General features: G+C 71.3%; 1 protein-coding gene (only partly in view). It reads left to right on the forward strand.

Features of this window, described 5'->3' with window-relative positions; translation table 11 throughout:
* Positions 1-91: 91 nt before the first annotated feature.
* Positions 92-14,673 carry the start of an FG-GAP-like repeat-containing protein gene (locus OJ997_RS15010; RefSeq protein ID WP_270025968.1) on the forward strand. 16,426 nt of this gene lie beyond the right edge of the window, so only the first 14,582 of its 31,008 coding nucleotides appear in the window; its start codon is at positions 92-94; its stop codon lies beyond the right edge, outside the window.

Below are 14,673 nucleotides of genomic sequence, written 5' to 3' on the forward strand. Positions count from 1 at the left end.
CGCCGTGCCCGCTCCGGCTGAGGCCGCGCCGGCCCCCGCCGCGCCCGCCGCGTCTTCGCCCGCCCCCGCCGCGGGTGGCGTCGGCGAGGCCGTGTCGGCGACGAACGCGCCCGCGAAGACGATCTCCGCTCCCGCGCCCTCCGCGGTGATCTCGGCGCCGGCGCCCGCGCCGTACGTCGTCGCCGCGCCCGCACCGGCGCCGGCGGTCTACATCGCGCCGCCCGTCGTGGTCATCCCGCCGGTCGCGCCCGAGCTGCTCGCCGTCGGCGCGGACACGCTGTCCGGCGCCGCCGAGCTGCCCGTCACGGACTTCACGACCGACGAGGCGCCCGCGCCGGTCGCGCCGATCACGGTCGAAGGCCTCGAGGCGCCGACCGCGGTCAGCGCCGACCTCGTCGCGCCCGACCAGCCGGTCATCACGCCCGCGCCGCCGGCCGCTCCCGAGGCGTCCGCCGACCTGCCGCTGATCGCGCCCGCGGGCAGCCCGCAGATCGCGAGCAAGCTCACGTCGGCCACGGGCACGCCCGACCCGCCCGCGACGATCACGTCCGGCGAGGCGACCCCCTTCGACGCGCAGCTCGCGTCCAAGACGATCTCCGCGAACGCCGCGCGCGGGCCTCCGACGGCCGAAGACTTCAACCAGCTCCTCGCCGGCCTCGGCCAGGTCATCCAGACGCTGGGCGTGCTCAAGAACTACGCGTCCCTGGCGAATGACCTGCCGCTCATCGGCGAGAGCGTCGGCACGTTCACGAACTTCGTCGACGGCCTGCAGGCGACCTACGACCTGATCCAGCAGTACATCGCGACGCACCCCGCGCCGCGGCTGGACGAGATCGCGGCGCTGCTGCTCGGCCGGATCGACAACCCGGCGGTCACGCCCGTCACCGACCCCACGCAGATCGCGCTGCAGATCACGCACCGCGGCTCGCGCAGCTCCGAGCTGCCGCTGAGCCTCGGCACGGACGGCAGCACGCTCGGCCTGTCGCTGACCGGCAACGCCACGGTCACCGGCACGATCGCGCTCGACTACACGATCGGCATCCGCCTCGAGGACGGCATCCCCGCCGCGGATCGCTTCTTCCTGAAGATCACCAAGCTCGAGCTCGGCGGCACGGTCAGCCTGAGCAACCTCACCGCGACCGCGGCGCTCGGCCCGCTCGGCGCGACGATCGCCGGCGGCACCATCGCCCTGAGCGCGCTCGCGAAGCTCACGCTCACCGACGACTCGCTCACGCTCGCGGAGCTGCAGGCCGCGCTCACCAACCCGGCGAGCCTGTTCGGCACGCCGGTCCTCACGAGCAGCCTCACGTCCAAGCTGCCGCTCGACCTGGAGCTCAACGACGTCCACCTGCTGGGCGGCGCGCTCAAGCTCGACTCGGCCGACCTGTTCGGCGGCGACCTCGACATCAGCTTCGAGAACCTCGCGTACCTGCGCCAGGCGATCAACACGGACGTCGACGGCGACGGCACGGTCGAGCAGGGCACGGTCACCGCCTTCGCGCTGACGCTCCCGAACGACCTCATCGACGTCGGCGGGTTCAGCCTGCGCAGCGGCACCGCCCGCGTCGCGATGATCGAGGCCGGCACGCGCAAGTGGTACGCGGGCGAGCTCGAGAACCTGAGCGGCGGCCTGAGCTTCGGCACGCGCTTCACCGCGACCGTCTCCAACGTCGCGATCGGGATCAACACCGGCCCGACCGCCGCGAACTGGGCCGCGCTCAACATCCAGGTCGGCGGCCAGCTGGTCGACCCGGGCACGGGCGCGCTCAAGCTCAGCGGCACGCTCGACGAGCTCCAGCTCGCGAACCTCGTCAGCGGCAGCGCGACCTTCGCCGCCGCGATCGACGACACGCTCACGACTTTCACGCTCACGGCGACCAACCTGAGCATCGGCGGCGCGCTCACGCTGACGACCGGCACGATCGGCGTTGCCCACCGCAACGGCCAGATCGCCGCCGTCGCGAGCAGCCTCTCCGGCACGCTGACGCTGCCCGGCAACGTCACGGCCACGCTCGCCGCCGGCGCGGTCAAGCTCAACACCGGCGGCGACTGGACCGGCACCGGCGTCGACCCGGGCACCACCAGCCCGATCACCGAGGCGAGCGGCACGCTCACCGCCTTCAAGCTCGACACCTTCGCCGAGGCCGCCGGCTCGTTCACGCTCACCACCACGAGCGAAGAGACGAAGCTGACGCTGACGGTCACGCAGTTCCGAATCGGCGCGGTCGACGGTCCGCGCCTAACCGCCACCGGCACGTTCGAGCTCGTCAAGCGCGCCGCCGACCTCAAGGTCACCGGCACGCTCGTCGGCGCCGCGCTCGCGGGCGTCCAGAACTTCACGGTCACGCTGACCGACGCGAGCCTCGAGGTCGACACGGCCACGGGCCTGCGCCGCGCGAAGGGCACGATCAGCGCGACCCTCAGCCAGGGCACGCTCGAGGGCTCGTTCTTCTACGAGCGCCAGGGCACGCGCACCGTGCTCGCGTTCACGGGCGCGCGCGTGAAGGTCGGATCGACCGAGCAGCTCAAGGAAGGGGAGGGCGTCGTCGTCCTCTTCACGAACGGCATCGCCGGCTACCTCACGGGCAAGGCCTCGATCGCCATCCCGGGCGTCACGCTCGACGCCCGCGCGCTCTTCCGCGTGAACACGACCACCGGCGCGGTCGACGAGACCGTCGAGGTCGACGGCCGCACGCTCACCGTGTCCTTCGGCGCGGGCGAGGCGGGCACGTACTCGCTGTCGGTCTCCGAGCTCGAGCTCAACATCGCCGGCGTCGTGACCCTCAAGGGCGCGGGCACGTTCAAGACGACGACGCTCAAGGACGGCACCGCCGTCGAGACGTTCGCCGGCACCGGCCTCACGCTCTTCTTCGGCGAGGGGCCGCTCACGCTCGCCAACGGTGAGACGAACCCGCTCGCGCGCGGCCTGATCATCACCAACGCCACGGTCGGCCTGATCAAGGGCGCCAATGGCCAGTGGGCGCTCGACGCCAAGGGCCTCGTCGCCCTCACCGGCATCGGCGGCGCGCAGGGCCTCAGCGTCTCCGGTCAGATCCACGTGCGCGTGAACAGCTTCGACAAGGCGATCGACGAGGCGCTGCGGATCGAGGGCACGAGCAACGACGTGATCGTCAAGTTCTCCGCGACCGAGAAGCTCGACGGCACCACGCCGTTCGCGTCACTGACCGCGACCGGCATGCGCGTCGAGGTGCTCGGCGCCACGCTCACCGGCGACTTCACGTTCAAGAAGGACACCGCCGGTCTGCAGCTCTCCGCGAGCAACGTCGAGACGAGCTTCGGCGGCGCGGACAAGTCGACGAGCGCGCGCGGTCCCCCGTCGCCGATCAGCTTCAGCAACGGCACCGGTTCGATCGGGATCGGCGCCAACGGCCTCACCGCCGACCTTGGCGGCACCCTGACGCTCAGCGTCCCCGGCGTCTCCACGACCGCCACGTTCCGCCTCAAGGTCGACCCGACCTCCGTCGCCGTCTCCGCCACGGACGTCACGCTCGACATCCTCGGCAACACGCTCACCGGCGACTTCGCCTTCGAGCACTCCGCCGGCGTCACCCACCTCTCGATCGAGGACGCGACGCTCACCCTCGCGGGCGCCATCTCCCTGAAGGCGATCAACGGCGACCTGACGATCGACGCGTCCGGCGTCACCGGCCGCCTCGCCGCCACGGTCGACAGCCTCGCGATCGACGCGCTCACGCTCACGAGCGTCGAGCTGAACATCGCGCCGGGCTTCCTGAAGGTCGAGGCCAAGGGCGCGGGCTTCACCGTCGCCGGCCAGACGCTCACCGCCGACCTCGCGATCACCCGCACGCTCGACGAGGTCCAGATCGCGGCGACCAACGTCTCGCTGATCCTCGGCACCGTCGCGAGCCTCACCAACGGCGCGGGCAGCCTCACGGTCTCCGCCGGCAAGGTCGCCGGCTCGTTCAGCGGCACGTTCGCCCTCACGGTCCCGGGCGTCACGCTCGCCGGCGGCGTCCGCGCCGAGCTCGACACCGCGACTGGCTTCGTCCGCCTCGCCGTCACGGGCGGCACGCTCGACATCGCCGGCCAGAAGCTCAGCGGCGACATCACCTTCACGAAGGACGGCACCGACATCGAGCTGGACGTGACCAACGCGTCGCTCAGCCTCGGCGGCGGCCTGGTCACGATCACCAAGGGCGCGGCGAACCTGAAGATCGGCGCCGCGGTCACGGGCTCCTTCAGCGGCACGGTCACGACGACGCTCCCGGGTGTCGCGTTCGCCGGCGAGCTGACCGCCACCTTCGCGCCCGGCGCGGTCACGGTCGCCGGCACGAACACGAGCCTGACGATCGCCGGCACGACGCTCACCGCGAACTTCACGATCGAGTCGACGACCACGCAGGTCAAGGTCACGATCACCAACGACGCGACCATGCCGTCGCTGCTCACGCTCGGCTCGTTCGTCGACATCAAGGACGCGACCGGCCAGGTCGTGTTCACCAAGAGCGGCGTCGCCGGCCGGCTGACCGTCTCGGACTCGAGCATCACGCTCCCGGGCATCTCGCTCAGCGGCGGCACGATCTCGATCGCCGTCAACACGTCCACCGGCGCGCTGCTGGACCTCCCGGCCGGCCCGACGGTCACGGTCAAGCTGATCGGCGCCCAGCTCACGCTCGGCGCCAACACGCTGTCCGGCGACTTCCTGCTCGACCAGGGCAACGGCCAGACGCGGATCGCCGCGGCCAACGTCAACGCCACGGTCGCCGGGGTCACGCTGAGCGACGGCGAGGGCGCGTTCCTGGTCACCGAGGACGGCATCGCCGGCCAGGCGAGCGGCACGCTGAGCGCCTCGGTCGGCCCGGTGTCCGCCGGCGGCCGCGCGCTCCTGCGCGTGAACACCACGGGCAAGGTGCTCGACGAGAGCATCACGCTCGGCGGCCGCACGATCGCGATCAAGTTCGGCGAGGCGGAGAAGAACGCGTTCGCGATCTCCGTCTCCGGCCTGAGCCTGAACATCGGCAACTTCGTGACGATCGAGGGCGACGTCGCGATCAACAACGGCGTCTTCGCCGGCGACGGCCTGACGATCTTCCTCGGCCGCGGCCCGGCCAAGATGGAGAACGGCGAGACGAACCCGCTGGCCGTCGGCGCGATGATCACCGACGCACGCGTCGGCCTGATCAAGGTCGGCGACAAGTACGCGGTCTACGCGACGGGCACGATCACGCTCGTCGGCCTCAGCGGCGTGACGCTCACCGGCACGGTCACGCTGCTCTACAACGACACCGGCGCGGCCGTCGACCAGCTGATCGAGATCCCGGGCTCCACGCAGCCGGGCGTGCGCGTGAACGTCGCCGCCGGCGTGAAGTCCTTCACGGTCACGGGCGGCACGCTCGCGATCCTCGGCCAGTCGATCAGCGGCGACTTCGAGTTCGCGCCGCAGGCCAACGGCGACGTCACGCTCACGGCGAGCAACGTCACCGTGAGCGTCGGCCCGGTCAGCCTGACCGAGGCCGGCGGCACGCTGACCGCGGGCGCCGCCGGCGTCTCGGGACGCTTCACCGGCAAGCTCGCGTTCGGCGTCGGCGGGTTCGAGTTCGAGGCCGGCATCGGCCTCGCCGTCAACACCGCCACGAGCCCGCGCGGCGACCTGCCCGCCGGCCCGTACATCCGCTTCGACGGCACCGGCGTCAAGCTCAAGATCGGTGGCTCCGAGCTCACCGGCGACTTCTCCTTCGAGCGCGCGACGCTCGCCGACGGCACGGCCGTCACCGCGATCGCCGCGCGCAACGTCAGCTACTCGATCGGCACCGCCGGCGCCGGCGCCTCGCTCACCAACGGCGCGGGCGCGCTGCTGATCACGGCCGCCGGCCTGGCGGGCACGCTGCAGGGCACGGTCGGCCTCTCGCTCCCGGGCGACGCGGTCTTCACCGGCACGTTCGCGCTCGCGATCAACACGGGCCACGCGGCCGTCAACGAGACGCTCACGGTCGCGGGGGAGAGCGTCGCGCTCAACCTCGTCGGCGGCCCGTACGTGCGGATCGCCGGCAGCGGGATCAAGCTCGCGCTGCTCGGCCAGGAGCTCACGGGCGACTTCGCGTTCGAGTCGATCTCCACCTTCGGCGCCGACGGCGTCCCGGGCGGCACCGGCACCAACGCCGACGGCAAGGTCCTGCGCCTCGCGCTGGCCAACGTCAACCTGTCGCTCGGCGGCGGCGTGCTCACCGTCACGAACGCCTCCGGCACGCTGATCGTCAAGTCGACCGGGCTCGCCGGCGACTTCGGCGGCACGATCGCGCTCACCGTCCCGAACGTCGCGCTCAGCGGCACGCTGCGCGTCCAGGTCAACACGACCACGGCCGAGGTCGAGGAGACGATCGAGGTCGCGGGTGCGCCGGTCGCGCTCAAGCTGCCGACCGGGAAGTTCTTCCGGGTCGCCGGCACGAACCTCAAGCTCACGATCCTCGGCCAGGAGCTCGGCGGCGACTTCAGCGTCACGAGCGCCGGCGGTGTCACGACGATCACCGCGACGAACGTCGTCGCGCGCTTCGGCGGCTCGGTGCTGACGGTCACGCAGGTCGGAACGGCGACGTTCACGATCAGCGCCGCCGGCATCACGGGCTCGGTCGCCGCGACCCTCGCGCTCAACGTCCCGAACGTCAGCCTCACCGGCACCGTCGCGCTGACGATCGACCCCGCGTACCTGCGCGTCGAGGTCACGGGCGCGAAGCTCACCGTGGTCGGCCAGGAGCTGAGCGGCTCCGTCGTCATCGAGCGCTCCGGCACCGAGCTCAAGCTCACGGTCACCGACGGCGCGATCAACCTCGGTGGCGGCATCGTCGCGGTCACCGCGATCAACGGCAACCTGACGATCGCCCCGGCCCGCGTGTCCGGCACGCTGAGCGCGAGCCTCGCCGTCACCGCCGGCGACCTCCAGCTCGGCGGCAGCTTCTCCCTGAAGGTCGACACGGCCGCGCCGTACCTGAAGGTCGACGCGGTCGGCGTCACCGTCCGCGTCGCGGGCCAGCGCCTCAGCGCCGACGTCTCCGTCGAGCAGCTCACGACGGCCAAGGGCCCGGCGGTCAAACTCGCGCTCGCCAACGTCAGCCTCGCGCTCGGCGACGGCAAGCAGGACCTCGTGACGCTGACCAACGGCAGCGGCAACTGGCTCATCCTCTCCACGGGCGTCGCCGGCCGCGTCCAAGGCACGGTCGCGCTGCAGAACGTCCCGGGCGTGACGCTCCAGGGCACGCTCGGCCTCGAGGTCAACACGACCAACACCGACGTGGACGAGACGTTCACGCTCGGCGGCTTCGAGACGCGCCTGCAGATCGCCGCGACGCGCAAGTTCGCGGTCAGCGGCACGGGCGTGACGATCGCGCTCGCGGGCGTCTCGATCGTCGGCGACTTCGTCTTCACCAAGGACACCGACGCGACCAAGCTGACCATCAGCAACGCCGAGATCGCGCTGAGCGCGAACGGCACGCGGCTGCTGGCGGTCACGATCACCACCGGCGCGCTGACGATCAAGACCGCGGCCTCCGGCAGGGGCGGCGTGATCGGCTCCTTCGACGCCAAGCTCACGGTCGACATCCCGAACGTCGCCTTCACCGGCGACTTCAAGGTCGACTTCGACACCACGACGACGGTCCCGACGTTCAAGGTCGAGACCACCGGCGCGCAGCTGACGATCGCCGGCCAGACGCTCGGCGCGGCCAAGATCGTGATCGAGAAGAACGCCACGGGCGTGCTCGTCAGCGTCACCGACGCGACGCTGCAGCTCGGCACGTTCGTGAACATCACGGCCGCCAACCACCTGAGCGGCACGCTGCAGATCACGCCCGCCGGCGTCGCCGCCTCCCTGAAGCTCCAGAACATCGTGCCCGGCACGTTCGTGCTGCCCGCCGGCATCACGATCGCGGCGACCGAGATCTTCCTGCAGATCAACACCGCGCCGACGGCCAACGCGGCGACGGGCCTGCCGGCCGGCCCGTTCGTGCGCGTGAACGTCACGGACGCGGCGCTGACGATCGGCTCGTCGATCACGGTCTCCGGCAGCGTCCTGTTCGACCAGTCCTCGCGCAGCGGCTTCGGCACCGGCGTCTCGCTCGTCACCGCCTCCGCCGCGCCGATCCTGGCGAGCGGCGACGTGGACGGCGACGGCGACCTGGACCTCGTCAACGGCACGAGCGGCGTCGACCTGCTGTACCTGAACAACGGCACCGGCGGTTACACCGCGGCGGCCGCCGCGCGCATGCCCGCGTTCGCCGACGCCGCCCGCGCGATCGCGCTCGCCGACGTCAACAACGACAGCCGCCTGGACCTGATCGTCGTCAACGCCGGCACCTCGCGCGTGCACCTGAACCTCGGCGGCACCGGCGCGGCCTGGCTCGGCTTCGCGACCACCGCGAAGGCGACGTTCACGACGCCGAACGGCACCGCGCTCGCCGTCGGCGACCTCGACGGCGACGGCAACGCCGACCTCGTGATCGGCGCTTCGACCGGCGCCACCCAGCTCTTCCGCGGCGCGGGCGACGGCACGTTCGGCGCCGGCACGACGCTGCTGAGCGCCGACGTGCGCGCCATCGCGCTCGGCGACCTCAACGGCGACCGCGCGCTGGACATCGTCGTGACCGTCGCCGGCGAGGCGCCGCGCATCTTCGTCAACGACGGCAACGAGACGCCCGCGTTCACCGCCGGCCCGGCGCTCACGCTCTCCGGCGCGACCTCGGTCGTGCTCGTCGACACCGACGGCGACCGCAAGCTGGACCTCGTCTTCGGCGGCACGGGCGGCGTCACGCGCTTCGCGAACACGGGCACGGACGCGGCACTCACGTTCGCCGCGGCCGCCACGCTGGCCACTGGCACGGTCACCGGCCTGGCGACTGCCGAGATCGACAGCGACGGCTTCGCCGACCTGCTCGCGAGCAGCGCGGCGGGCACGCTCCTGCTCGTCAACAAGGGCGCCGCCGGCGGCTTCAAGGACGCCGCGACGATCGACGCCACCGCCGGCACCGGCGTGCTCGCGATCAACGTCGACACCGACCGCGACATCGACGTGCTCGTCGCCACCGCCGCGGGTGTCCGGCTCGTCGCCAACACGCCGGTGAAGACGACGCGGCTCGCGTTCGCCAAGGTCGGCGTGAGCCTCGGCGCCGACAACGGCGGCGTGAAGATCAAGAACGGTAACGGCGCGTTCCTGCTGACGGCCGACGGCATCGCCGGTCAGTTCTCCGGCGAGGCCGAGATCGCGGCCGGCGGCTTCGAGCTCGGCGCCAGCGCGGCCGTGCGGATGAACACGACGACGAAGACGTTCGACGAGAGCATCGAGGTCGGCGGGATCGTCATCGCGGTCAAGTTCGGCCCGACGGAGATCGCGACGACGAAGCCGTTCGTCGCCTTCTCGGTCGCCGCCAACGCGAAGTTCGGCGACTTCCTCGAGGTCTTCGGCACGCTCACCGACGACGGCGCGGGCACCAAGTCCGGCACCGTCGACATCTTCATCGGCCAGGGCCCGGGCCTGATCGACGGCGCGCTGAACCCGAACGCGCGCGGCCTGTTCCTGCAGGGCGCGGTGTTCGCGGTCAAGACGATCACCGCCGGCGGCTTCGCGCTGTACGCCAAGGGCAACCTGCAGATCGTCGGCATCCCGGGCGTGACGATCTCCGCCCAGGAGGTCGAGGTCCGGTACAACACCTCCTCCGGCTCGGTCGACATCGTCGTCCCGAACAACGGGACCAAGACCGTCGCCAAGGGCGAGCTGCAGGTCAAGGGCACGCTCGACGTCGCCTTCACCGGCATGACGCTGCACGGCACGTTCACGTTCGCGACCACGACCGGCACGGGCGCGGTCAAGGGCGACCTGACCATCGGCATCGAGAACGGCACGCTCTCGCTCGGCGACGGCGCGACCCCGGTCGTCCAGGTCAAGAGCCTCGACGGCACGCTCCTGAGCACCGCGACCGGCATCGTCGCGCGCATCGACGGTGAGCTCACGCTCAACGTCCCCGGCGTGAGCGCCCCGCAGAGCGCCGCGGTCAAGCTCGCGATCAACACCACCGGCGCCACGACGCTGGACATCGCGCCGCGCTCGGTCGTCGTCGAGGCCACGCTCGACCTCAGCCTCTTCGGCCAGACGCTCAAGGGCACGTTCCTCTTCGAGCAGTACACGGCGCCCGCGGCCGCCGGCGCCACGCCCGCGAAGCTGGTGCGCGTGTCGGCGAGCGGCGTCGAGCTGACGATCGGCACCGCGACCGCCGGCGTGAGCGTCACGCAGGGCACGGCGCTCTTCGTGATCCGGCCGACCGGCATGGCCGGCCGCGTCCAGGGCACGGTCAACGTGCTCGTCCCGGGCAACCTCGTGACCTTCACCGGCACGTTCGGCGTCGCCATCAACACCACGGGCGCCGCGGTCAGCGAGCAGGTCACCGTCGGCGGCCAGACCGTGTCGCTCGCGCTGCCCGCCGGCCCGTTCCTGCGCGTCTCGGGCGACAACGTCGAGCTCGCCTTCGCCGGCCAGCGGATCACCGCCTCGTTCGCGTTCGAGTCGGCCACGGTCGGCACGACCAAGGTCGTCCGCGTGCTGGTGACCAACGTCAACGCCGCGTTCGGCGACGGCACCACGAACTTCGTCACGCTCAGCGGCGGCTCCGGCTTCTTCGTCATCAACGCCGCCGGCCTCGCCGGTGACGTCGGCGGCACGGTCGCGGTCAACATCCCCGGCGTCACGCTCACCGGTGCGCTGCGGCTCGTGATCAACACGACCAACACGCAGGTCACGTCGACGCTGCAGTTCGGCCCGGCGCCCGCGACGCGCTCCGTCGTGGCCCTGGGCGACGTCAACGGCGACGGCCGCGAGGACCTGATCAGCGGCACGAACGCCGAGGGCCTGGTCCTGCACCTCAACGACGGCGCGGGCGACCCGTTCGACGGCATCGGCGGCGTGACCTTCGGCCGGCTCACGCACAACGTCACCGCGATCACGCTCGGCGACATCGACGACGACGGCGACCTCGACGTCATCACCGGCACCGCCGCCGACGAGAGCTGGCTCTACCTCAACGACGGCCGCGGCGTCTTCACCCCCGGCACGCAGCTCAGCCAGGGCAGCCGCGCGGTCGCGCTCGGCGACCTGGACGGCAACGGCGACCTCGAGCTCGTCCTCGGCGGCAGCGACGGCGCGACCTGGCTCCAGCTCGACAAGACCGGCACGCTCACCGCCGGCGGCACGATCGGCACCGGTCTGGTCGAGGCGCTCGGCCTCGGCGACGTCGACGGCGACAGCCACCTCGACGTGGTCGTGGCCGGCACGGGCCGCGCGACCACCGCCTTCCGCAACCTCGCCGGCACGGCGGCCAGCTTCACCGCGGTCGAGGTCGCCACGAGCACGGGCGTCACCGTGCTCACGGTCGCCGACGTCGACGGCGACGGGCGCGACGACATCGTCGCCGGCACGACCGTCTACACGGGCACCGTCACGATCACGGGCACGGCCCCGAACGTCGTGAACACGCTGACGTTCGCCGCGGTCGCGCCGATCGCCGCGCTGGCCACCGGGCTCACCGGCACCGCGTTCGCCGACGTCGACGGCGACGGCCGCGTGGACGTCGCGGTCGCGAGCGGCGCGAACCCCACGCTCGTGCACATCGGGACGGGCGCGCGCACGTTCGGCGCCGGCGCGAAGCTCGGCTCGGTCACGTTCGACGTCGAGTCCGGCAACTTCATCCGCATCACGGGCACGGACCTGACGCTCGAGATCGCCGGCCAGAAGCTCACCGCCACGTTGAAGTTCGAGCGCAGCACGCGCCCGGACGGCACGCAGCTGATCCTGCTCGACGTCTCCGACGCCCAGCTCTCGCTGCTGGACGGCGAGCTCGTGCTGGACCTCTTCGGCTCGCTGCAGATCGGCGCCGGCGGCCTCGCGGGCGTGCTGTCCATCTCCGCGTCGAGCCTGAACCTCGGCCCGGTCACGCTCACCGGCACCTTCTCGCTGGCGATCAACACCGGCGCCGCACCGGTCGTGATCGGCGGCACCCGCCTGCCGGCCGGCAGCTTCGTCCGCGTCGAGGCGAACGTCACGCTCGCGATCGCCAACACCGACGTCACGCTCTCGGGCGCCGTCGCGATCGAGCAGACCAAGTCGGCGAGCGGCGTCAAGCGCCTCACGCTGGGCTTCACCGGCCTGAGCGTCAAGTTCGGCACGGACGAGATCCTCAAGAACGGCGAGGGCGTCCTGCTCGTCCTGCCGGAGGGCATCGCCGGCACGCTCGGCGGCACGCTGGACCTCAGCACGCTCACGCAGGGCGCGGTGACCATCCGCGGCACGCTCTCGCTGTCGATCAACCAGACCGTGCGGGCGCTCAACGAGACGTTCGAGGTCGGCGGCACGACGCTCACGCTGAACCTGCCCAAGGGCCCGCTCGTGCGCGTCGCGGGTACGAACCTCGAGCTGTCCGTGGCCGGGCAGACGCTCGCCGGCGACTTCGGCTTCGAGCGCGCCGGCACGACCACCAAGCTCACCGCGGCCAACGTGCGCATCAGCCTCGGCGGCGTCCTCGAGGTCACCGCCGGCACGGGCGAGTTCACGCTCAGCGCGACGGGCGTCAAGGGCCGCCTCAGCGCCACGGTCGCGCTCAACGTCCCGGGCATCACGCTCGGTGGCGGGTTCGGCCTGGAGCTCGACACCACGACGGCGACCAAGACGCTCAAGGTCGGCGGCACCGGCCTGACGCTGGCGGTCGCGGGCCAGTCGCTCTCCGGCACGTTCTTCTTCGAGCAGACGACGACCGGCACGGTCAAGACGCTCAAGCTGTCCTTCAAGGACGTCGTGCTCAAGCTCGGCGACCCCACGAGCGTGATGCTCACCGTCACCCAGCAGGGCGAGGCGCTGTTCGTGGTCGCGCCGACCGGTCTGACGGGCGAGTTCGCCGCCCGCGTCTCGCTGGACGGCCTGCCGGCGAGCGTCATCACGCTGCCGGACCTGGACTTCGCGGTGAAGATGACGCCGACCAGCCTGCGCGTCGAGGTCGGCACGGTGGGCGACGAGAAGATCATCATCGCCGGCCAGCAGCTCGGCGGCACGTTCGCCTTCGAGCGCGTCAACAGCGCCGGCGCGGACAAGGTCCTCGGCACCTCCGACGACGTCCAGGTCATCCGCATCGCCGCGACCAACGTGTCGCTGTTCCTCGGCGCCGAGACCGTCGGCATCTCGATCGAGCAGGGCAGCGGCCGCTTCCTGCTGACCAAGGCGGGCGCCGCGGGCGAGTTCACCGCGACCGCGAAGATCAAGCTCGGCGACGGCATCCAGGTCGGCCCGGTCGGCGTCGGCTTCGCGCTCAACAACACGGCGGCCGCCGTCAACGAGACCTTCACCATCGGCGGTCAGACGCAGCGCCTGCAGCTGCCCGCCGGGCCGTACATCCGCGCGTCGCTCACCGGCCTGACGATCGACATCGGCGGCCAGCGCCTGACCGCCGACCTGACGTTCGAGAAGCAGGGCACGACGACCACGGTCGGCTTCGCCAACGTCGGCATCCGGATCGGCAGCGGCGACCGCGACTTCGTGATCGTCTCCGAGGGCGCGGGCACGTTCACGATCACCAAGGACGGCATCGTCGGCGACATCGGCGCGAAGGTCCGCCTCGACATCCCGGGCGTGACGTTCAGCGGTGCCTTCAAGGTCACGATCGACACACGTCTGGCGAGCAAGAAGATCGCCGTCTTCGGGGACGACGTCGAGCTCAGCGTGATGGGCCAGACGCTCAAGGGCGACTTCGGGTTCGTCAAGACCGCGACCACGGTCTCGATCACGCTCAAGGACGTCTCGCTCGAGCTCGGCAACGGCAGCCAGACGCTCGTCACGGTCAAGGTCGCGCTCGGCTCGATCACGATCTACAACGACGGCATCGTCGCCGCGATCAACAACGCGACGCTGACGATGGCGCCCTCGCTCATCAACGACTTCAAGTTCGAAGGCGACGTGTCGCTGGCGATCAGCACGCGCACGTCCGCCGCGCGCTACCTGAAGGTCACCGTCGGTGACGCGACGCCGCTCACCTTCAGCGCGTTCGGCCAGGAGCTCAAGGGCCGCTTCTCGTTCGAGCAGGTCACGACCGTCAAGGGCACGAAGGTCGTCAAGATCGAGTTCCGCGACGTGTCGCTCTCGCTCGGCGAGCCGACCGCGGGCGTGACGATCACGGGCGGCACCGGCCAGCTGCTGATCCTGCCGCAGGGCATCGCGGGCAAGATCGGCGGCACCGCGACGATCACGCTCCCGGGCTTCTCGCTGACGACGACCGCGACGATCGAGATCAACCGCCTGCCGCTGGCCGTCAACGAGACCGTCGGCACGACGGCGCTCGTGCTCCCGGCCGGCCCGTTCCTGCGCGTCGCGCTCTACAACACGACGCTGAAGATCGGTGGCGTCGAGGTCACGGCCGACTTCTTCTTCGAGCAGTCCACACGCAAGAACGGCAATCAGAAGGTCACGAAGATCGCGGTCGCCAACCTGAACTTCAGCGGCGGCGGCAACGTCATCAACAACGCCGCGGGCGCGCTGATCATGTACCAGGGCGGCGGGATCGCCGGCACGGTCATGGGCCGCGTCGGGACGACCGGGGCGAGCGCCTCGATCGGCCTCTCGATCAACACCACCGGCGCCGTCGTCAACGAGACGATCGTCGTCAACGGCAC

It is taken from the genome of Solirubrobacter phytolaccae, assembly GCF_027587195.1.
GTDB classification, from domain to species: Bacteria; Actinomycetota; Thermoleophilia; order Solirubrobacterales; family Solirubrobacteraceae; genus Solirubrobacter; species Solirubrobacter phytolaccae.